The sequence below is a fragment of the uncultured Winogradskyella sp. genome (genome assembly GCF_947498345.1).
In the GTDB taxonomy this organism is placed as follows: Bacteria; Bacteroidota; Bacteroidia; order Flavobacteriales; family Flavobacteriaceae; genus Winogradskyella.
Genome location: NZ_CANMJY010000006.1, coordinates 218,544 through 241,432, shown reverse-complemented (window position 1 = coordinate 241,432; position 22,889 = coordinate 218,544). Strand labels below are relative to the sequence as shown.

The following is a 22,889-nucleotide window of genomic DNA, read 5'->3' as shown; positions in this document are numbered from 1 at the left end:
TTATTTAATAACTAATCTCTTAGTGGTATAAGTATTATTTTGTGTAATCTTTAATATGTATACACCAGTATTTAAATGAGAAACATTTAGCGTGGAATCAGTTATGATTTCGCTCTTTATTTGTTTACCTAGAATATCAAAGATATTTACATTTATAACATCACTGCTCGGCGAGATTATGGTAACAAAATCTGCGTTAGTTGGATTAGGGTATATAGAAAGTTCCCTTTCAGTAAACAGAATAGTAGACAATGATTCTACAAATGGATAAACACAGGTGCTACTATATGTTGTTTGGCTACCATTGGTACAGTTGACTGTTCCGTATGACCAGCCAGAAGGCCAAGACGAGCCTATAGAATTTTTATACGCCCAAGAATCTTCGTATTCCCAATTTTCACCAGTACCATCAACATCAGCATCGCCAAAGGTTTCTATAAGAGTTCCGTTTTTAAATAACTCTACAGCATCGTCACCATTCATATTGATACTCTGAGTGGCTGTAAGAACAACATCGAATAGATTATAGCCATCAGTAGTTAAATATTGTTCCATAGAACTTGGTGTTCTTGCCAATAAAATATGACTACCATTACTTACGCTAATCGCATCAAAAGTATATTCTTGTCCATCTGTACCATCACCATTAGCTGCTACACCTATACCATACACACTTAAATCTGCAATATCAGCGGTTGCAACTAAATGTATTGCTTTTCCATCATTACCTCCAGATGGAACAGTAAGATCTAAGACACCTATAAGTTCTAGATCAATACTACCCACTGGAATACAAATAGGACTTGTAATATTAAAAGTAGTTGAGCAAAGACCTCCATCTGCAGTATCATCTAGAGTTATTGTAATATCTGTATTCTCAGGAATATTAGTGACAGTAATAGTGCCAGATTCAGCAGTAGAAGGGTTATCGCCAGTAACCATCCCAGCGGTAGAAGATACTATAAATGTTGTTCCTACATTGCCGCCAGAGTATGGTAGGCTGATGGTATATGTATCATCAGTTGATCCTGAGTTTATAGAATTACAAGTGGCATCAAATGTCCCAAAAACAATAGTGCATTCAGGCGCACATGCTTCATTAGTAATTCCTGGTGTACCGATATCTCCATCTCCATATGATGAAATAGATGCGCACCAATTATCACCATCATCATTATCAGTTTCATTTAAAAAGGCTGTATTTAATTGCATACTTATACCATTTAGATCTGGGAAATCTGGACCACCGTCGTAGTTAACCCGAGATATTTCAATATTTCCTGGAGCAAGGAGTACTATTTCATCAGAACCATTACCCATATTGAAGTTGGTTTGGTAAGCAAAATCGATGGGTGTTCCACCATTGATTGTCATGTCAAGTGTTTTTCCAAGAACTAAATAACCACCAGCTGGTACTATAGTTACGCCTCCAGTCCCTGTAGTCGGGTTAAATGTGGAATCAATGATATAATTGTTATTGCCATCGTCCTTCAGTGTCCATCCGTTGATATCTATATCAGCACTGGTTGTGTTGTAAACCTCGAACCATTCGCCAGCCGTATCAACTGCTACTGAAGGATCCTTCATAATTTCTGTAATAACTATATCACCTGGATTTTGAGAAAAACCAATAAGTGAAGATACTATAAATAATAGGTAAAGTTTTTTCATAAAAGATTTGGGTTGAATTTTTAACGAAAATAATATGTAATTTTTCTTACGTAGAATATATTCGGATAAATTCAAATAAATTCGACAAAAGGATATAAAATAAAAAAGCGCAGTTATTTAATAACTGCGCTTTTATGATATGGTAAAACAAATATTATCTAATGACTAACTTCTTAGTTGTAGACGCATTGTTTTGTGTAATCTTTAAGATGTAAATACCAGATTTTAGTTGAGATACATCTAAAGTATTATTAGAAATTGTAGCACTAAGTACTTGTTTTCCTAAGATATCGTATCCTATAACAGAAATAGCTTCACTTTGTGGAGATGAAATAGTTATTTCTCTACCATTTGAAGGGTTAGGATAAATAGAAAAAGAAGTCGCTGTAAATTCATTATCAGAAAGTGTGACGTCATCATTTTCTAAACCAGGAGAAAATAAAGCACCTCCATTTCCTGCTATTGAAGTATGGTCTACAAAAGCTCCAGTAAAATCTGGACTACGACCAATAGATTGGTTATTACCTGCATTTGTATAAACTTCTACAATTATGTCTATAGCATTATTGTCTGTTATGGTAATTGTATCTCCACCATTGTTTAATCCAACACTTCCTGTAGATGCAGTTTGTACAATACCGTTAATACCTGTTGGAGTACCTCCACCAAAAACAGTTATAAAAGAATTAGCAGGAAGAATACTTCCGGCTGGAAACGTATGTCTTAAAGATGCACCATCAGAAATTGTGTAATCTGTTAAATCGATACTAGTAGAACCAGTATTATATAGCTCAATAAACTCATCTTGGCTAGTATCAACAGTACCATCTCCATTAGCATCACCATTAGTTGCATCTGGATCAGCATTTATTTCGTTAATAACTAAGAAAACAGGATCACACACTGCTGATGGTACAGTGCCAGACATTGTAGTTGCATCACAATCGCCACCATTAATGGTTATGTCCCAGGCATCTCCTTCAGATAAACCTGTAATTGTTATTGTACCATCAGCTACAGTAGCTGGGTCATCTCCACCAATTACGCCACTAGAAGTAGTTGTTAAAGATGTAATTGTACTTTCAGATCCAGTATAAGCAATATTAATAGTTACATCATCATTATTGTCGCCAGCAGTATTTGTAATACAAGTGTAAGTTTCTGTTTGTAGTGAAACATCACATGTGGCACAATCTGAAGTAGGCCTAGATCCTAATGTTGGGCACACACCAAAGGCACCTATACTAACATTAGATAAACTCCAGGAAGAGAAACTTCCGTCAGAATCTAAATACTGTATACCAATAAAAACATCTGTCCCGGAAGCACCAGAAATATCAACACTGTAAGAGCCAGCATCAGAAATTGTTTGAGCAGATGTCCAGGTAGCTCCATCAGGACACAGGCTACTATAGTCTGAAGTATATTGAATATCTAAAGTCGAACCATCAAAACCTTCAGCAGCATCAAAAATTAATGATAGATCACTTACTCCAGCCATATTTAATGGGCCGAAGATTAACCATGTATTAGATTCTTCCATACAACCTCCACCACAGAAACCGTTCATTGTGTATGTGCCAGAAGACTCCGTCCATTCGTCTGTGTCAGAATTAGTAGTAACAGATACAGATTCAAATAATTCTGTACCACCACTAAGATCAAAACAAGTATTTGGTGTTGGGTCACATTCTGCAGCACCTACTGTTCCTGAAACTGTTCTTCCGTCGCAGTCACCACCATTTAATACAATATCCCATGCATCACCTTCAGATAAACCCGTAATAGTAATTGTACCATCAGAGGTTGTAGAAGGATCATCACCACCAATAACACCTGTACTACTTGTAGAAACAGAAGTGATTCCTGCATCAACTCCTGTATAAGATATAAGAATTACTACATCATCATTATTGTCACCAATAGTATTAGTAGAACACACAATACTTGCAGCTCCTAATGTCACACCACAACTGCTTCCTGCTGTTGTATATGTACCAATAGGGAACGGTACTGTACAAGCAGCGTTTGTTGCTCCTCCCTCTAATTGGTTAGTGCCACTATAGGTCCAGTTTGTAGATGTAAAAGTAGAACCTTCAGGGCCTGTTCCATTAACTCTGTAAGCCCAACCATCAGTATGTTCCCATTCAGGACATGGTGAACCTCCAGAATTAGGATCACAATCTATAGTTCCAAATACGTCAATTACTACAGGTGTAGTGTCAACATCAGAAAATAATTCTACAGCGTCATCACCATTTATACCCATTGCGCCAGAAGTGTAGTCAGGTGCAAAGCCAAAAAAGTTTGCAAACTCAACAGCTTCAGTGGCTACATAAATAAAAGACCCAGCTGTAGCAGCATCGGCTGGGAAAGTAAATTCTACGCCATCGGTACCACCACCATTATTTGCACTACCTATTCCATATGTGCTTAAATCTGCTATATTATTTATTACATACAGTTCTACACCTTTTGGTGTTCCCCCAGATAAAGGACCATCATATGCACCCGTGATAACGAGGTCTTGCCCAAAAGCAACACATCCTATTAAACTAAAAAGTAAAAAGTAAAGTTTTTTCATAATTGATTATTAAAAAATTAGTCTGTAAATATACTAACTATTAACGAGTTTTATCTGAGGTTTTTATTAACAATTGGCTTTTTTACAATAAGATAACATGTTAAGTGTTAGAGCATTTTAATTTTCAACGGTTTAGAATTTTAATGTTAGAGAATTGTTATCATTTAAATAAGAGTAGTTACATAATACAGATATATTTTATCTTTACACAACGTTAAAATTACCTTTATTGTGAAAAAAAAGGATATTAAAATTTTATTAGTGGACGATGAGCCAGATATTCTAGAGATAGTTGGTTATAACTTATCATCAGAAGGCTATCAAGTCATCACTGGAGAAAATGGTATTGAGGCTATTGAAAAAGCCAAAAAACATAAACCTCATTTAATTATATTAGATGTAATGATGCCAGATATGGACGGTATTGAAGCCTGTGAACGTATACGACAAGATTCTAAACTCAACAATACTATCATTACATTTTTAACTGCAAGAGGTGAAGACTACTCTCAGATGGCTGGATTTGATGCTGGCGCTGACGATTATATTACAAAACCTATTAAACCCAAAGTACTTGTTAGTAAGGTTAAAGCGTTATTGAGAAGACTTAAAGAAACTGAAAACACAAATGAAGCTATTAAAATAGGTGATTTAGTCATTAACAGAGAAGAATATAAAATAACTAAGAAAGGTGAAGAATTGATATTACCCAGAAAAGAGTTTGAATTGTTATCTTTGTTAGCAACCAAGCCTGGTAAAGTTTTTAAGCGCGAAGAGATTTTAGATAAAGTTTGGGGTAATGAAGTGGTTGTAGGAGGAAGAACCATTGATGTGCACATTAGAAAGCTTCGCGAAAAAATAGGTGACAAATCTTTTAAAACGGTTAAAGGTGTTGGATACAAGTTTGTAGACTAATGCAGAAAAAAAATTTTAAAAAAACATACAAGTTTGCTATTAGAACTTCGTTGTATGTCACTTTATTTGTAACACTCTTAGTGAGTGTTTTTTTATATTATTACCATACGTTCAATTGGCAAGTGGTTTTCTTTCCTATAATTTGTTTTCCGTTATGTTTTGCTATTGTACAATATAGAGTAGAACGTTTCATTTACAGGCGTGTTAAAAATATCTATGATGATTTAACACTTTTAGAATCCACAAGTTTGAGACAGCAACCTATAACAACAGATATGGGAACACTAACCAAGGAGATTGATAAATATGCTAGAGATAAAAAGATTGAAATCGAAACTCTAAAAGTCAGAGAAGAATACCGAAAAGAATTTATAGGTAATGTATCTCATGAGTTAAAGACACCTCTGTTTACTGTGCAAGGCTATATTGATACGTTATTAGATGGTGGAATTGATGATGAAAAACTTAAAAAAAAGTATTTAAACAGAGCTAGTAAAGGTGTAGAGCGTCTCACATATATTATTAAGGATTTAGACATGATCACTAAGCTTGAGGTAGGTGATCTAAGTTTAAATAAAGAACGTTTTGATATTGTTGAGCTAGTGAGAAATGTGTTTGAGCTCTTTGAAATGAAAGCAGCAAAGAAAAGAATAACACTAACTTTTGATATGGACTACCCTAGGCCAATAATGGTATATGCGGATAAAGAGCGAATACAGCAAGTATTAACTAATTTAATTGTTAATTCTATTAAATACGGGAGAGAAAATGGAACAACAGAAATCAGCATAGAAAACCTAATAAAAAGCAAAGTCATTATAAGAATTACAGATAATGGTGAAGGCATAAACAAAGCAAACTTACCGCGATTGTTTGAGCGCTTTTATAGAGTAGATAAAAGTGGTTCTCGAAAAGAAGGAGGTTCGGGTTTAGGGTTGTCAATTGTTAAGCACATTATAGAAGCTCATGAAGAAAAAATGTATGTAGAAAGTGAGCTTGGTGTGGGAAGCGAATTTTCTTTTACTTTAGAAAAGGCTGAATAATTTTTTATAGTTAACATTATACTGCACATTCTTAAAGCCTGAGTAGTTCTTAATGTCATTTAACATCTCAATCTCAAAAGCTTTTTGTGTACAACTTGGGGCAACACCTTCTACACTAAATTTTTTAGATAGGTACTCTTGTTCAAATTGTCCTGGTGTTGGTATTAAGAAAGCTTTTTTTTCAAGCCTAGCATAATCCATAATAGACGTATAGCCAGATCTACTTAAAACCACTTCACTCTCATTTAAAGCAATTTCGAGTTCTTGACTGGTCATAAAATTATAGATCGTAATATTTCGTTTTACACGCTTAAGTTGTTCAGCCTCAATAATTCCTTTTACAAAGCAAACATTTGCCTTATAAGACTGTAGTTCATTGAGTAACTTTTCTTGTAAATAGGTGCGCTGAGGTTCTGGTCCAGAGAGTATAACAAGGAGCTTGTATTTTTTTGGGAGGTTTAGTTTTTTAAATCGGCTTAAAGGACCAATATATTTTACTGACGATTGGTACTTCTCTGTATGCCCTAAATCTCCACTTAAATTATTGAGATCTCTATGATCAGGAACCCAACATTCTTCAAATTTCGAAATAATACTCTGGTGTAATTTACTGCTCAACCATGTAGTACCACCACTTAAAACGCGTAATTGATGGGTTATGAAAACCGAAGGAATACTGTTGTGTCTCACCCCAAAACGGTTGTCAGAAATAATTCCTGATATATGTTCGTCATCAATTAAGCTTTCAATGACTTTTTTCTCTCGCCTTATGGTTTTTAAAAGATGAGGAGAATCTTTAAGAAGTTTTAATTTAAAGCTATTCGCTTTTTTAGAATATCTAATGTCATAAGACGGTAGTTCTATAGCTTTTAGATCTGGAAACTCTTTTTTTAACAAATCTAAAGCAATACCATCGCTTGCAATTACAGGTTTAAAATGTTGTTCCTTTAAAGCGTTTATAATAGGAATACATCGTGTGGCATGACCTAAACCCCAATTAAGTGGAGCAACTAAAATTTGCTTATTATGTTGAATTTGCTTCAGTGCCTTTTTATTTTACATATCAATTGATTAAACAAAGATAAACCTAAAATGTTTCCTTAATTTTACAGAATTATTAATAAGTAGCAAAAACGTGGGAAGTAAAAATAAACTCAAACGATTTAAAGAAAACGAGACATTCGCTAATGTATTTCAGCCTACACGTGAAGAATTGACTGATGAAAACTATTCACTTAAAGGTAATTGGAGAAAAGATTTTTTTAAAAACAATAACCCTTTGGTTTTAGAGCTAGGTTGTGGAAAAGGTGAGTATACTGTAGGTTTGGCAAAACGTTATCTAAATAAAAATTTCGTAGGTATAGATATTAAAGGAGCACGGTTTTGGAGAGGAGCAAAAACAGCATTAGAAAACAATATTCCCAATGCAGCATTTATAAGAACACAAATTGAACTGATAGATTGTGTATTTGCAGAAAATGAAGTAGACGAAATCTGGATAACCTTTCCAGACCCACAAATAAAATACAAACGAACTAAACACCGTTTAACTAATCTTCAGTTTTTAGAGCGTTACAGAAAAGTACTAAAGCCCAATGGGTTAATGCATTTAAAAACGGACAGCGAATTTATGCATGGTTATACTCTAGGCTTGCTTCATGGTTTAGGTTATGAGGTATTATATGCCAATCATAATGTATACAAATTAGAAGGTAGTCCAGAAGAAGTAACAGAAATACAAACCTTTTATGAGAACCAGTATTTAGAGAAAGACAAAGCAATTACGTATATTAGATTCAAAATCAACTAAAATTTGAGCATTACTGTCGTCTTCTTCCTAGGACTTTTTGTTGCACTCATAGGTGTAATTCCACCAGGCTTACTTAATATGACAGCTGCTAAGATAAGCTTAAAAGAAGGACCAGGAAGGGGTATCACATTTTCATCAGGCGTATGTTTGGTTGTTTTTATTCAAACCTATGTAGCAGCAATTTTTGCAAGATACTTATCAAACCGTCCAGATATTGTTGAAATTCTTCAGCGAGTGGCTTTTGTCATTTTTGTTTTAATCACCATTTACTTCTTGGTTATTGCTAGAAATCAAAAAGAAACTAAAGTTGAGGCTGATGTTAGGAGCAAAAAAAGTCGTTTTTTTCATGGTATGTTTTTATCATCACTAAATGTGTTCCCGATTCCTTATCAAGCCTATATGACCATCACACTCACATCATTTGGATGGATGAATTTAGAGCGTACAAGTATAATAACCTACGTTACAGGTGCTGCAATGGGAACTTTTGTAATGTTATATTTCTATATTTTCTTTTTCGAAAAAATAAAAGATAAAAAATTCACTTCCCAAAAGAGTATGAATTACAGTATAGGAATTATCACAGGTATAGTCGCATTAATTACACTAATAAATATTCTTAGAGAACTTTAATGAAACCAGAAACGCTAGGATTTTTTGAAAAAGTATATGAAGTTGCCCGACTTGTGCCTCATGGTAGAGTAACAAGCTATGGAGCCATTGCAAAATATCTGGGAGCTGCAAAGAGTGCACGTATTGTTGGTTATGCTATGAATGGCTCAGGCGGAAAAGACGTGCCTGCACATCGTGTCGTCAATAGAAAAGGTTTATTAACAGGTAAGCATCATTTTGAAGGTACTAACCTAATGCAACAGCTGCTGGAAAATGAAGGTATAGAAGTTATCGATAATCAAATTCAGAATTTGGAATCTGTATTTTGGGATCCTGCGAAGGAGCTTTGAATAAGAGAATTTTTAATTCTAAATTTCTTTTTTTGATTAGGGTTATCTCAAAATCAAGTTTACAATTAGCCTTCAAAAATAATAATACGTCTTAATATTTAATACTCGCAAACAACCACAAATAGAATCTTCATATATAAACTAAATCCACCTATTTCTCAATTCAATTTTAAGACTTCAAAATCTAAACTTTTAGCAGTATCTTTGCATTTAGAATAAATCCAAATAAAAATTGAAACTCAATAAACAAGATATATTAAACGCCCTTAAAACCATTACAGCTCCTGGCGAAGGAGAGAATATGATAGATAGTGGTGCTGTAACTAATGTTGTAACATTTGCAGACGAAGTCATCGTAGATATAACCATTAAAAACCCAAGTCTTCAGGCAAAGAAAAAAACAGAGGTAGAAATATTGCAAACTATTCATAGAAAGGTTTATGAAAAGGCTAAGATAAAAATCAATGTAAAAGTTGATGCACCAGCTACAAAACCTAAAAATGAAATTAAAGGAAAACCAATTCCTGGTATTCAGAATATCATCGCTGTTGCCTCTGGTAAAGGAGGAGTTGGTAAATCTACCGTTACAGCTAATATGGCGGTTACATTAGCCAAGATGGGCTTTAAAGTAGGTGTTTTAGATGCAGATATTTATGGACCATCAATTCCTATAATGTTCGATGTCGCTAATGAAAGGCCATTATCTGTTAATGTTGATGGCAAATCAAAAATGAAACCTATTGAAAATTATGGGGTAAAAGTCTTATCCATAGGGTTTTTTACAAAATCAGACCAAGCGGTGATTTGGAGAGGGCCAATGGCGTCTAAAGCTTTAAACCAAATGATTTTCGATGCCGCATGGGGAGAACTAGATTTTTTATTGCTTGATCTACCTCCTGGAACAGGTGATATTCATTTAAGTATTATGCAAGCTTTACCTATAACGGGTTCTGTTGTGGTTAGCACACCTCAAAATGTAGCATTAGCTGATGCTAAAAAAGGTGTGGCGATGTTTCAGCAAGATAGCATTAATGTACCAGTGCTAGGGATTATTGAGAATATGGCCTATTTTACACCAGCAGAATTACCAGAAAATAAATATTATATCTTTGGAAAAGAAGGTGCTAAGCATTTGGCTGAAGATTTAGAAGTTCCATTTTTAGGGGAAATTCCTATAGTACAAAGCATAAGGGAAGCAGGGGATATTGGTCGACCAGCAGCCTTACAAACGGCTACACCTATTGAAAATGCTTTTGAAGAACTAACAAGAAATGTTGTTCAGCAAGTGGTGGATAGAAATGAAAACTTACCGCCTACAGAAGCAATAAAAATTACAACAATGGCAGGTTGCTCTGCAGTAAACAAAAAGTAAATGAGCTCAGAAGAACTTAAAACAAAAGTAGAAAAAGCATTAGACGAAATTCGTCCGTTTTTGCAGAGTGATGGAGGAGATATTAACCTGTTATCCATTGATGATGGTAAATTTGTTAAAGTACAACTCGTTGGTGCATGTACATCTTGTAGTGTAAATCAGATGACCTTAAAATCTGGTGTAGAGATGACAATTAAAAAGTATGCTCCACAAATTGAAAGTGTTATTAATGTAGAATAGTTAATGTGACTTTTATCACACTCTACTCAAAAATCCATTAGTAATTTTGTTTCCAATTCTTAATTCATGATTACAACAGATATACTCATTATAGGTGCTGGTCCAACAGGGCTTTTTACTGTTTTTGAAGCTGGACTTTTAAAATTAAAATGCCATTTAATTGATGCGCTGCCACAACCAGGTGGGCAATGTTCGGAGATTTATCCGAAGAAGCCTATTTACGATATACCTGCTTATCCAGAGATTTTAGCAGGAGATTTAACAGATAAATTAATGGAACAATGCAAGCAGTTTGAGCCAGGTTTTACACTTGGTGAACGTGCTGAGACTATTGATAAGCAAGAAGACGGTACATTTATTGTTACTACCAATAAAGGAACTAAACATAAAGCTCCTATAGTTGCCATTGCAGGTGGTCTGGGGAGTTTTGAGCCTAGAAAACCTTTAATTCATAACATCGTAGATTTTGAAGATAAAGGTGTTGAGTATATGATTAAGGATCCTGAGATATATCGTAATAAAAGAGTAGTTATTGCAGGTGGTGGTGATTCTGCACTAGATTGGAGTATTTTTTTAAGTGATGTTGCTTCCGAAGTGACATTGATTCATAGAAGGAATGAATTTCGTGGGCATTTAGATTCTGTAGAGAAAGTACAAGAGCTTAAAAATGCTGGCAAGATCAACTTAATTACTCCGGCTGAAGTTGTTGGTATAGTTGGTGATGACAAGGTTAAAGCAGTTGTTGTAAAACAAGCTCAGCATATAGAAAAGGAGTTTGAAGTAGAATGTGACCACTTTGTGCCACTTTTTGGGTTGTCACCTAAGCTTGGCCCTATTGCAAACTGGGGTTTAGAAATTGAAAAAAATGCCATTAAAGTGAATAATGCCTTAGATTATCAAACTAATATTCCAGGTATTTTTGCTATTGGAGATGTTAATACATATCCAGGAAAACTAAAACTGATTCTTTGCGGTTTTCATGAGGCGACACTTATGTGTCAGGCGGCATATCAAATTATAAACCCAGGGAAAAGATATGTTTTAAAATATACTACGGTTAGCGGAATAGATGGATTTGATGGCACACGTAAAGAGGCACCAAAAGCTGTAGTTAAAGCCATAGAATAATTGGATAACCCAGATATAAATATAACAATCATTGATCGTGAAGGGGTAGTACATAAAGTTGAAGCCCCTACTGATATGGCTATGAACCTTATGGAAGTTGTACGCTCTTACGAGTTGGCTCCAGAAGGTACAATAGGTGTATGTGGTGGTATGGCGATGTGTGCATCATGCCAGTGTTATGTGCTGAGTGATAATGAGTTGCCAGAAATGCAAGATGATGAGGAAGCTATGCTCTCCGAAGCGTTCTACGTAAAAGATAATTCGCGTTTAGGTTGTCAAATTCAAATGACTTCAGACATGGAAGGCTTAGAGGTTGAACTGGCTCCAGAAAGTTAATTATTCTGTCTTATAATCCATCAAAGCAGTTGGTCCTTCTAATAAAAACCGATCAATCTTTAAAGTACCATCTTCTGTGGTTACGATTTGCCATTTTATAAGAGAAATTTTACCAGCCTCAATTTCAATACCAGTAATACTTCGAGGATGTACGCAACTACCATCATTAAAAAAAGCAATATCGCCAGGTTCTGGAAAACGTGGTCTATGGGTATGGCCAGCAATGGTAATGAGATTATTATTATCAATAATCCATTTTTTGGTTCTTCGTTCTACTTTTATCAATTCTTTATAGTTTTTTGCAGGACTTGTAGGGTCAGCAATACCCATAACATTTAAAGGTTTCCAAAGAATACGAACCATAAAACGACTCCATTTCCAGAAGAGGTAATTCCACCAATCTGCTTGATGACCATGGCATAGAAATAATTTTTGTCTAGTTTTGGTATGCTCTAAAACAATACCTTCATGGTACTTTATGTCGCAAAATAATTCTACATTTTCGCCAATTTTTGGATCAAAATAGGTAGATAAATGCTTTTCAACATAGTCATGATTACGATATACCATATCGTGATTCCCCCAAATCATATGTAACCGACCTTCATCATGAAATTGTTTCATGAGTAAATACACATTTTTGTGTGCGTGAAGTATAGATTCAAAAGAGAGATTTTCCCATAACTCATCGCCATCACCAAGTTCACAATAATTAAAACCTTCAGCGTAATAATGTTTTAAAGCATGAAAGTAAATATTTCTATTATTGGCAAAATCATCTGCAAAACTATTATCGCCACGATGGCAATCGCTGAATAAAATGAACTTTGAAGAATCATCAAACGGAATGCGTTTAGCATTTTTATAAGCGCGATCTAATCTCGATTTTGAAGACATAGAGTGGGTTTCGAACTAAAGTAGTAAAACTTATTGAATTTTTGCAAAAGCAATTGGGAGCAAACGCTCTACAAATTTTGAATATGCTAAAGCTGAAGGATGTAAACCATCCAAAGCAATAAGGTTGGACTGATTTAAACCTGCTCGTGTTATATCAGTAATATTAACAAAAGTAATGTTGTTTGTATTACAATGGTTTTGCGCAAAATTATTGTATATATCTATTTCTAATGATATTGTCTCGGCATTGCTGCTGTTTTGACCAAAAGGGGTAAATGCATAATCAGGTATAGATACAACAATGACATTTTCTTTATCTCCATTTGCCAATTCTATTGCTTTATTCAACAATTCAGGAAACTCCTGCTCGTATAGAGAAAATGGTTTGTTTTGAAACTGGTTATTTACACCAATCAATAAGGTTACTAGTTCATAGTTGTTAGTTAAGCTTTCGGCTTCTATAGCATTAATGAGATTTGTTGTTGTCCAACCAGTCTGCGCGATTACTTTTACACTAAAAATATCTTCGACAGGAAATCTTGGTAATAAACTGTCTTTTAGTTGCTCAGGAAAACGGCAAGTTTCACAAACTGACTGTCCAATAGTATAACTATCTCCAAGTGCTAATATGTTATAAGCTTTAGGAATATATGACGATGGATCGTCATCAGTTTTACAAGCAAATGAGAATAGTATAGCACATAAAATTAGAAAGCGCTTTTTCATATTAGTAAAGATACGATATCATAAAAAAATGCTTCCCGATTAGAGAAGCATCTTTTAGGTTTTTATTGTATTATAAATCTAATACCCAGAAATGCATATGTTTATAAGCGATTTACTTAAAAGCATTAAGACCAGTAATATCCAAACCTGTAATTAGTAAGTGAATATCATGAGTGCCTTCATATGTAATAACACTTTCTAAGTTCATAGAATGACGCATTATACTATACTCTCCCGTAATTCCCATACCTCCTAGCATTTGTCTGGCTTCGCGGGCAATATTAATTGCCATATCCACATTATTACGTTTTGCCATAGAAATTTGAGCTGAGGTAGCAGTACCATTTTCGCGCATTACACCAAGTCTCCATGCTAATAATTGTGCTTTGGTAATTTCTGTGATCATTTCGGCTAATTTCTTTTGTTGTAGTTGAAATTGCCCGATAGGTTTTCCAAACTGTATACGTTCTTTACTATACCTTAAAGCAGTATCGTAACAATCCATTGCTGCACCAATTGCACCCCATGCAATACCAAAACGTGCTGAATCTAAGCAACCGAGCGGTGCTCCTAAGCCCGATTTGTTTGGTAATAAATTTTCTTTTGGGACTTTTACATTATCAAAGATAAGCTCGCCTGTAGCCGAAGCTCTAAGTGACCATTTACTATGGGTTTCTGGCGTGGAGAAACCTTCCATACCTCGCTCTACAATTAACCCGTGGATACGACCTTCTTCATTTTTGGCCCAAACTACTGCGATTTGACAAAATGGTGAATTACTAATCCACATTTTGGCACCATTTAAGAGATAATGATCACCCATATCTTTATAATTGGTAGTCATGCCACCAGGATTACTTCCGTGATCTGGTTCAGTTAAACCAAAAGAACCTATCCATTCACCAGATGCCAATTTTGGTAAGTATTTTTGGCGTTGTGCTTCATTTCCATATTTCCATATTGGGTACATCACTAGAGAGGATTGTACTGAAGCTGTGCTACGCACACCAGAATCTCCACGTTCAATTTCTTGCATAATTAAACCATACGAGATTTGATCTAAACCAGCTCCACCATACTCTTCAGGAATATAAGGACCAAAAGCACCAATTTCTGCTAAGCCTCCAATAATAGACTTAGGAAATTCTGCTTTTTGCGCAGCCTCTTCAATGATAGGCGAAACATCACGTTTTACCCATTCTCTTGCTGCGTCTCGTACTAATTTGTGTTCCTCTGTAAGTAACTCGTCTAAGTTGTAATAATCTGGCGCTTCGAATAAATCTGGCTTCATTTCTAGTAGTTTTTTTAGATAAGCAAAAGTAACGAAAACGTTTGCATTGCCCAACTACTCAATTACATTTTCAAATAAAAATCTTTGGTGAGTTTAATGTAATCTTCTGTGTATTGGTGACGAGCGGTTTCAATGACCAATTCAGAAATTTTTGGATCTTGTTTTGTAAAGGTAAATTCTATTAAACTTCGTTTGATGCCCGCGTTAGGATTTCCTTTAATGTGGAGTATACGCTTAGGTAATAGACCAACTGTTGAGGCTAATTCAATGAACCTTGATTCTTCTTTAAAAGGAATTACAATAGAAAACAGACCGTCTTGTATAAGGAGTTTGGCTACAGCATAAATTAAGTGTTCAAAAGGCATAGCATCATTAAAGCGTGCTAAATCCCTTGCTTTATTATCTGTTTTATAATCTTCGGAATAAAATGGCGGATTACAAATTATGAGGTCAAATTTATCATCAACTTCTTCAACAAACTCGAGTAAAGAAGCATGATAACAAAACAAGCGGTCATTCCAAGGAGAGTTCTCAAAGTTTTCCGAACATTGCTCAAAAGCATTTTCATCAATCTCTATAGCTTCTATTTGTTGCGCATTACTACGTTGCGCTAGCATTAATGAAAGTATACCTGTTCCTGATCCAATGTCAAGTATAGCGTAAGTATTATTTTTAACTGAAGACCAAGCCCCAAGTAAGACGCTATCTGTACCAATTTTCATAGCACAGCGATCTTGATTTACCGAAAACTCTTTAAATCTAAAAGGGTGTGATTTCATTACTCAGATAGATATAAATCAATTAGACCTTCAGGAGTGCTTACGGTAATCATTTTGTTGTTTCTATCTACACTTACAATAAATTCATCATTCATTGGAATTAGAATCTCTATACCATCACGGTCGATTTCAAATAGTGCTTGCGCAGTAGAATCATTAATTCCTTTTATGACACCAACATTTCCAAAATATTCATCTTTAATAGAAAAACCAATGATTTCATGGAAGTAGAATTTGTTTCCTTCCAGCTTTGGTAGTAATTCTAGAGGTAGGTATAATTCGGATTTTAAGAGTGTATCAGCATCAGCTTCAGTATCTACATCTTCAAACTTTATACGTAATAAATCAGATTTATGTAATTGAGAAGATTCTATAAAGAAAGGTACTAAATTACCTCTTAGATCTATGAAAATTGCATCTAGATTATCGTATAAATTAGGCTCATCAGTATCAAGTTTGGCCAAAAGCTCACCTTTAAAACTGTACTTTTTTACAATTTTTCCTAAATAAAAACAATCTTCTTTTTTCATGACAAATTTATTTGTCATCCTGAACTTGTTTCAGGATCTCATTTTATTTGTACTTGAGATTCCCATTTTCACGGGAATAAAAAAACCCTGACCATACATGTCAGGGTTTAAAAGTATAAAAATAAATTTTTTATTCTTCTTCGTTAGAAGCTGTTGTTTCTTCAGTAGCAACATCTTCAGTAGCTTCTTCTTCAACAACTGGTGCAGCGGCAGCGATACGTGCTTCATTTACTGCTTTTTCAGCCTCAAGTGCTTTTGCTTTTGCATCAGCATCAGCCTTAGATAAACCATCAGCTTTTGCTTGAACTTTTGCTACTTTTTCTTCTAACCAAGCATTAAATTTCTTTTCAGCTTGCTCTTCAGTTAAAGCTCCTTTTCTAACACCAACTGCTAAATGTTTTTTTAGCATAGCACCTTTATAAGATAAAATAGCTTTGGCAGTGTCAGTTGGTTGCGCACCATTTTGCAACCATTTTACAGCTCCGTCAACATCTAATTCAATAGTTGCAGGATTTGTGTTTGGATTGTAAGCACCTAGTTTCTCTAAGTATTTACCATCTCTTTTAGCGCGAGAATCCGCTGCTACGATCCAGTAATAAGGTTTTCCTTTTTTACCGTGTCTTTGTAATCTAATTTTTACAGGCATAATAATTAATTAGTGAGGTTCTCGACCTCTGTTATTAATGAGGGCGCAAAGATAGTATATTTTTTCAATTCTCAATACTTTATATCGTTTTAACTGAAAGAATTTCATTTTAACTAAAAGAAGAGGGTTCAATATGCTCAGTAAAAAAAAATATTATACTTTTGGGACTCTTGTTTCGTTATATTTGAAACGGATAAAATTATCCTATATAAAAATGAAAAGACTATTCCTTATATCCTTCGTTTTTTTAACACTGTTTAGTTGTGGTGACGAAGTTCAATTTAATACGCCAGCTTTCCAGGGCGATCGTGCTAATCAACTATGGCGTGCTAAATCGTTTTCTGCTAGTATTGATGCTAATGGTTTTTTAACCATAAGCGGAACAAATAATGTAGAAACTGTTAACCTTAGAGTGCCATCTGTTAGTGAAGGAACATATGTGCCAGGTGATGTTAATACTATCGAAGCAGAATACATTGACGCTTTTGGGACAGTATTTTCAACTAACAATAGACCAGATCCAAGTGTTTCTATATATCCGGAATTGGGTGAAATTGTAATCGAAGAAATAGATATTACTAAAGGCAGGTTTTCTGGCACATTTAGATTTTTGGCTTTTGATGCTTCAGGTTTAAATTCCGTAGGTTATTCGAGAGGAGTTTTTTTTAGAGTGCCTTTGGCCTCTGGTGCTATTCCAGCTAATCCAGTAACATGTTTGGATAAGGAGATAGTATCTGATGCTGCGTTAACGGCTTATGAAGCTACTTTTAATGGTGTGGAGTTTATAGATAGTGATGCTTTTGAAGCTGCTTGCAATGCTTATTCTCTAGCACTTGACGAACAACGTAGTTTTTGTGGCGATGTAGATGGTGATATACAAACTATGATTAGTGAACTTAATAATTGCCAATTTACATGTGACCATGCAACAACTAATAGAGTAGAAGCAGAATCGCAGTATAATGCAGCAACTATTGGTAATTACAATATGCTTTGCGCACAATATCAGTTTTATTTGCAACAACAAATTGATGTTTGTAGCGATGAAGATGGAAGCATTCAAGCAGTACTTGATGGTTTAGACTGCGGTGATGCTGATGGTGATGGTGTTCCTAATGTGTTTGAAAATTTTGATGGTGATCCTGATGGGAATTTAGAGGACCCTGGTGATGATTCTGATGGTGATGGAATTTTTAATTATTTAGACGACGACGATGATGATGATGGAATTTTAACAATGTATGAAGCTGTAGATATGGATGGAAACCCTGTTGATACTGATGGTGATGGTGATGTAGATTATTTAGACGATGATGACGATGGTGATGGGATACTTACTATCAATGAAAATGCTGACCCAAATGGCGACGGAAATCCTGATGATGCTTTAGATTCAGATGGCGATGGGGTTCCAGATTACTTACAAGCCTAAAAAAAAATTAATAAAATTTTGTACAAAGCGTTACTTTATAGAGTAGCGTTTTTTGTTTACAACTGTTTATAACTTTAGTTTATTAGAGTATCATTATTTCTTAATTTTAAAGTTCCGATTTTTTACATCAAAAGAACTTTATGTATTTAATATTTGATACTGAAACAACAGGTTTACCTAAGCGTTGGGATGCGCCAATTACTGATACTGATAACTGGCCCAGAGCTATACAGATTGCATGGCAGTTGCACGACACTATGGGCAATTGTATTGAGCATCAAGATTATTTAATTCAACCAGAGGGTTTCAATATCCCTTATGATGCTGAGAAAATTCATGGTATTTCTACAGAGTTAGCACAAGAACAAGGTGTGCCATTAGCTGAAGTTTTAGAAAAGTTCAATATTGCTCTATCTAAAACTAAGTTTGTTGTCGGACAAAACGTAAAGTTCGATTTAAATATTATGGGAGCGGAGTTTGTACGCGAAGATGTTGCTAACCCATTACAAGAGTTACCTGTCTTAGATACTTGTACTGAGCATACTGCCAGTTTGTGTCAAATTCCTGGAGGTAGAGGAGGTAAATTTAAATTACCAACGCTAACAGAACTTCATCAATATTTGTTCAACCAACCTTTTGCTGAAGCACATAATGCTACCGCAGATGTCGAGGCTACTACACGCTGCTTTCTAGAATTAATTAGAAAAGAACAGTATACAGTAGAACAGCTCGATGTTCAACCAGATTACTTTCAGAGATTTTCTGAAGAGAATCCAGATACGATTCAGCTCATAGGATTAAAACATATTAACCTTAAGCGCGAAAGCGCTAAGATTAACGAAAGACTTCAAAAGGAGCAAACGGATGTAGTTCCAACAGAAACGAATAAAGAAGCTGCTTCTCAATTAGCAGATGTTGACTTTGTTCATCTACATAACCATTCTCAGTTTTCAATTCTACAATCCACAATTAGTATTAAAGATTTAGTTGCTGCTGCGGCTAAAGAAAATATGCCTGCTGTGGCTTTAACGGATCATGGTAATATGATGGGTGCATTTCATTTTGTAAGTGCGGTTTCTAATCATAATAAGGCTATAAAAACACAACATGCAGAGGCCGAAGAAAATGGTGAAGAAAAGAAAGGGAAACTTATAAAACCGATTATAGGTTGTGAGTTTTTTGTTTGTGAAAACCATACCGACAAAACCCGAAAAGATAATGGTTATCAAATCGTATTCCTAGCGAAGAATAAAAAGGGTTATCACAATTTAGCGAAACTATCGTCTGCTGCATTTACAGATGGTTTTTACTATGTGCCAAGAATTGACAAACAACTTATAGAGCAATATAAGGAAGACCTTATTTGTCTAACAGGAAACCTTTATGGCGAAGTACCTAGTAAGGTGTTGAATATAGGTGAAAACCAAGCTGAGGAAGCCTTGCTATGGTGGAAAGAGACTTTTGAAGACGACTTGTACATCGAATTAATGCGCCATAATCAGGAAGATGAAAATCGTGTTAACCAAGTTTTAATTCAATTTGCAAAAAAGCATGATGTTAAGTTAGTAGCTACAAATAACACCTATTATGTTGAGCAGGAAAATGCGAATGCACATGATATTCTTTTGTGTGTGAAAGATGGAGAAAAGCAAGCTACGCCAATAGGTCGTGGACGTGGTTATCGCTATGGTTTGCCAAACCAAGAGTATTACTTTAAGTCTTCAGAAGAGATGAAGGCATTATTTAGAGATATTCCAGAAGCTATAGTTAATATTCAAGAAGTTGTTAATAAGATTGAACCTTTCGAATTAGCTCGTGATGTATTATTACCTGCCTTTGATATTCCTAATGAATTTAAGCATGAAGATGATGAAGTCGATGGAGGAAAGCGAGGTGAGAATGCCTATTTAAAATATCTTACTTACGAAGGCGCTAAAAAACGTTATGGAGATATAACACCAGAAATAAAAGAACGTCTCGATTTTGAGTTAAGCGTTATTGAAAACACAGGCTATCCGGGATACTTTTTAATTGTTGAAGATTTTATTCGCGAGGCACGAAATATGGATGTTTCTGTTGGGCCAGGTCGTGGTTCGGCAGCAGGTTCTGTGGTTGCCTATTGTCTTTGGATTACCAATATCGACCCTATTAAGTACGACTTACTTTTTGAGCGTTTTTTAAATCCAGATCGTGTGAGTATGCCAGATATTGATATCGATTTTGATGATGAAGGGCGTGGCCGTGTTATGCAATACGTTATTGATAAATATGGCGCCAATCAGGTAGCTCAGATTATTACCTATGGAACCATGGCAGCTAAATCTTCTATTAGAGATACAGCTCGTGTATTGGATTTACCACTTAATGAAGCCGACCATATTGCCAAGCTGATTCCGAATATGTCTAAGCTTGGAAAGATCTTCGGAAAGAGTGAAAAGGAATTAGCGAGTAAATTCCGATCGGAAGAATTAGATAAGGTTAACCAATTACTTAATATTTCTGATGGTGAAGACCTACAGGCAGAAACGGTTAATCAGGCCAGAATATTAGAAGGTTCAGTGCGTAATACTGGGATTCATGCTTGTGGTGTCATTATTACACCTGGTGACATCACCAATTATGTACCAGTTGCAGTTGCAAAAGATTCCGATTTATATGTCACACAATTTGACAACTCAGTAGTTGAAAGTGCAGGATTGTTAAAAATGGACTTCTTGGGTCTTAAGACCTTGACTCTAATTAAGGATACTGTTAAGATTGTAAAGGCTAAACATGGTATTGAGCTCGACCCTGAGAATTTTCCATTAGATGATGAAGAAACATATGCGTTGTTCCAGAGAGGAGAAACCGTTGGGATATTCCAATACGAATCACCAGGTATGCAGAAGCATATGAAGCATCTTAAGCCAACAGTTTTTGATGACTTAATTGCTATGAATGCGCTTTATCGTCCTGGACCAATGGAGTATATTCCAAGTTTCATTAATCGTAAGCATGGTAAAGAAGAGATTGTCTATGATTTACCTGAATTAGAAGAGTATCTCAAGGAAACTTATGGTATTACGGTGTATCAAGAGCAAGTGATGCTACTATCTCAAAAGTTAGCAGATTTTACAAAAGGTGAAGCTGATGTATTGCGTAAAGCCATGGGTAAGAAGCAAAAAGCGGTTTTGGATAAAATGAAACCTAAGTTCATTGAACAGGCTGCTGCAAAAGGCATGGATAAAGAGAAACTTGAGAAAATCTGGAAGGATTGGGAAGCTTTTGCGAGCTATGCATTTAATAAATCGCATTCTACTTGCTATGCTTGGATTGCTTATCAAACGGCTTACTTAAAAGCCCATTATCCAGCAGAATATATGGCTGCTGTACTATCTAATAACATGAACGATATCAAGTCCGTGACTTTCTTTATGGAAGAATGTAAACGTATGCGTTTACCTGTACTTGGCCCAGACGTTAATGAAAGTTACTATAAGTTCTCTGTAAATAAAGATAACGCGGTCCGTTTCGGTATGGGAGCTATTAAAGGAGTTGGTCATGGAGCTGTGAAAACAATAGTGCAAAACAGAAAAGAAGATGGTAACTATAAGTCCATCTTTGATTTAGCAAAACGCGTAGATTTAAGAGCAGCCAATAAAAAATCGTTTGAAGGTTTGGCCAATGCAGGTGGATTTGATTGTTTTACAGACACACATCGTGCGCAATATTTTGCTCATGATGGTGATGGTATTACCTTTTTAGAAAAGGCCATGAAATATGGTGCTAAGCATCAGGAAAATGAAAATTCTGCTCAGGTAAGTTTATTTGGCGAAGCTAGTGGTGTGCAAATCGCAGAACCACAAGTGCCACCATGTGAGGATTGGGGAACCATGGAAAAACTCTCTCGCGAAAAAGAAGTGGTTGGTATATATATATCTGGTCATCCGCTCGATGATTTTAAGATTGAAATGAAAACCTTTTGTAACGGAACCATTTCTGTATTTAATGACTTAGAATCTATTGTGAATCGGGAAGTTACTTTTGGAGGAGTCGTCACCGATGTACAACATCGTGTAAGTAAGCAAGGTAAAGGTTGGGCATTATTCACTATTGAAGATTATACAGACAGTTATGAGTTTAGAATTTTTGGTGAGGATTATTTAAAGTTTAGACACTTCTTTGTAATTAATTCGTTTGTATATGTCAGAGCATTTATAAAAGAAGGTTGGGTCAACAGAGATACAGGTAAAAAAGGCGACCCAAGAATTCAGTTTAATAGTTTTCAGTTACTGCATGATGTTATGGATACCTATGCCAAAAAGTTATCTATTCAATTAAATATTGATGATTTAGAAGCGGATAAGATTTCTAATCTACAAGATTTATTTAGAATGCATGATGGTAATAATTCATTGAACTTTTTGGTTTATGACAATGCAGAGAAGCTAAAGCTCATCATGCCAAGTCGAAAGCAGAAAATTAAGATCTCTCAAGAATTATTAAACGAGCTTGAAGAACAGGATGTGATGTATAAGTTGAATTAGG

General features: G+C 35.2%; 20 protein-coding genes. 11 read left to right on the top strand and 9 right to left on the bottom strand.

What is annotated here, in order from left to right; all coding sequences use genetic code 11:
* Entirely contained in the window at positions 1-1,671 is a 1,671-nt protein-coding gene (locus tag Q0912_RS10015; RefSeq protein WP_299114606.1) for a lamin tail domain-containing protein, read from the bottom strand.
* A 154-nt stretch (positions 1,672-1,825) separates the two neighbouring features.
* The gene (locus Q0912_RS10010; protein ID WP_299114604.1) at positions 1,826-4,255 is read right to left on the bottom strand and encodes a lamin tail domain-containing protein; all 2,430 of its coding nucleotides are present in this window, start codon (positions 4,253-4,255) and stop codon (positions 1,826-1,828) included.
* A gap of 231 nt (positions 4,256-4,486) precedes the next feature.
* Here Q0912_RS10010 and Q0912_RS10005 point away from each other — a divergent pair, with 231 nt between their 5' ends.
* Positions 4,487-5,170 (top strand): response regulator transcription factor, encoded by a 684-nt coding sequence (locus tag Q0912_RS10005; RefSeq protein WP_299114602.1) that lies wholly within the window; start codon positions 4,487-4,489, stop codon positions 5,168-5,170.
* On the top strand, positions 5,170-6,213 hold the full coding sequence (locus Q0912_RS10000; protein ID WP_299114600.1) for an ATP-binding protein: 1,044 nt from the start codon (positions 5,170-5,172) through the stop codon (positions 6,211-6,213). The genes Q0912_RS10005 and Q0912_RS10000 overlap by 1 nt, the downstream gene beginning before the upstream one ends.
* On the opposite strand, the gene Q0912_RS09995 is transcribed toward Q0912_RS10000, so the two are convergent.
* Positions 6,196-7,110 (bottom strand): glycosyltransferase, encoded by a 915-nt coding sequence (locus Q0912_RS09995; RefSeq protein WP_366125129.1) that lies wholly within the window; start codon positions 7,108-7,110, stop codon positions 6,196-6,198. The genes Q0912_RS10000 and Q0912_RS09995 overlap by 18 nt on opposite strands.
* 238 nt (positions 7,111-7,348) lie before the next feature.
* Here Q0912_RS09995 and trmB point away from each other — a divergent pair, with 238 nt between their 5' ends.
* The 7 genes from trmB to Q0912_RS09960 all read left to right on the top strand — a co-directional run bounded on the left by trmB (position 7,349) and on the right by Q0912_RS09960 (position 12,061).
* Complete coding sequence (gene trmB / locus Q0912_RS09990; RefSeq protein WP_299114598.1) at positions 7,349-8,023, top strand: tRNA (guanosine(46)-N7)-methyltransferase TrmB; 675 nt, start codon at positions 7,349-7,351, stop codon at positions 8,021-8,023.
* A gap of 3 nt (positions 8,024-8,026) precedes the next feature.
* A complete protein-coding gene (locus tag Q0912_RS09985; RefSeq protein ID WP_299114596.1) occupies positions 8,027-8,656 on the top strand; it encodes a LysE family transporter in 630 nt (209 codons plus the stop codon).
* Positions 8,656-8,985 (top strand): MGMT family protein, encoded by a 330-nt coding sequence (locus Q0912_RS09980; RefSeq protein ID WP_299114594.1) that lies wholly within the window; start codon positions 8,656-8,658, stop codon positions 8,983-8,985. Before Q0912_RS09985 ends, Q0912_RS09980 begins: the two co-directional genes overlap by 1 nt.
* A gap of 232 nt (positions 8,986-9,217) precedes the next feature.
* On the top strand, positions 9,218-10,357 hold the full coding sequence (locus tag Q0912_RS09975; protein WP_299114592.1) for an Mrp/NBP35 family ATP-binding protein: 1,140 nt from the start codon (positions 9,218-9,220) through the stop codon (positions 10,355-10,357).
* On the top strand, positions 10,358-10,597 hold the full coding sequence (locus Q0912_RS09970; protein WP_299114590.1) for a NifU family protein: 240 nt from the start codon (positions 10,358-10,360) through the stop codon (positions 10,595-10,597).
* Positions 10,598-10,663: 66 nt separating this feature from the next.
* Positions 10,664-11,725, top strand: a complete 1,062-nt coding sequence (locus tag Q0912_RS09965; RefSeq protein ID WP_299114588.1) for an NAD(P)/FAD-dependent oxidoreductase — start codon at positions 10,664-10,666, stop codon at positions 11,723-11,725.
* Entirely contained in the window at positions 11,726-12,061 is a 336-nt protein-coding gene (locus tag Q0912_RS09960; protein ID WP_299114586.1) for a 2Fe-2S iron-sulfur cluster-binding protein, read from the top strand.
* On the opposite strand, the gene Q0912_RS09955 is transcribed toward Q0912_RS09960, so the two are convergent.
* From Q0912_RS09955 to Q0912_RS09930, 6 genes are all read right to left on the bottom strand, one after another.
* Positions 12,062-12,958, bottom strand: coding sequence for a metallophosphoesterase family protein (locus tag Q0912_RS09955; protein WP_299114584.1), 897 nt, complete (start codon positions 12,956-12,958; stop codon positions 12,062-12,064).
* Positions 12,959-12,988: 30 nt separating this feature from the next.
* Positions 12,989-13,684 (bottom strand): SGNH/GDSL hydrolase family protein, encoded by a 696-nt coding sequence (locus tag Q0912_RS09950; RefSeq protein WP_299114582.1) that lies wholly within the window; start codon positions 13,682-13,684, stop codon positions 12,989-12,991.
* 112 nt (positions 13,685-13,796) lie between these two features.
* Positions 13,797-14,975: an acyl-CoA dehydrogenase family protein gene (locus Q0912_RS09945; RefSeq protein ID WP_299114580.1), complete on the bottom strand. Its 1,179-nt coding sequence runs from the start codon at positions 14,973-14,975 to the stop codon at positions 13,797-13,799.
* Between the two features lie 62 nt (positions 14,976-15,037).
* Positions 15,038-15,754, bottom strand: a complete 717-nt coding sequence (locus tag Q0912_RS09940) for a methyltransferase (RefSeq protein ID WP_299114578.1) — start codon at positions 15,752-15,754, stop codon at positions 15,038-15,040.
* The gene (gene rimM / locus Q0912_RS09935; protein ID WP_299114576.1) at positions 15,754-16,284 is read right to left on the bottom strand and encodes a ribosome maturation factor RimM; all 531 of its coding nucleotides are present in this window, start codon (positions 16,282-16,284) and stop codon (positions 15,754-15,756) included. Before rimM ends, Q0912_RS09940 begins: the two co-directional genes overlap by 1 nt.
* A 130-nt stretch (positions 16,285-16,414) precedes the next feature.
* Positions 16,415-16,930 (bottom strand): 30S ribosomal protein S16, encoded by a 516-nt coding sequence (locus tag Q0912_RS09930; protein WP_299114575.1) that lies wholly within the window; start codon positions 16,928-16,930, stop codon positions 16,415-16,417.
* Positions 16,931-17,144: 214 nt separating this feature from the next.
* On the opposite strand from Q0912_RS09930, the gene Q0912_RS09925 reads away from it, so the two are divergent.
* Together Q0912_RS09925 and dnaE are read left to right on the top strand one after the other, a co-directional pair.
* Positions 17,145-18,362, top strand: a complete 1,218-nt coding sequence (locus tag Q0912_RS09925) for a DUF6252 family protein (RefSeq protein WP_299114574.1) — start codon at positions 17,145-17,147, stop codon at positions 18,360-18,362.
* Positions 18,363-18,502: 140 nt separating this feature from the next.
* Positions 18,503-22,888 carry a DNA polymerase III subunit alpha gene (gene dnaE, locus Q0912_RS09920; protein WP_299114573.1) on the top strand — a complete coding sequence of 1,462 codons (4,386 nt, stop codon included), beginning with the start codon at positions 18,503-18,505 and terminating at the stop codon, positions 22,886-22,888.
* The last annotated feature ends 1 nt before the right edge of the window (position 22,889 follow it).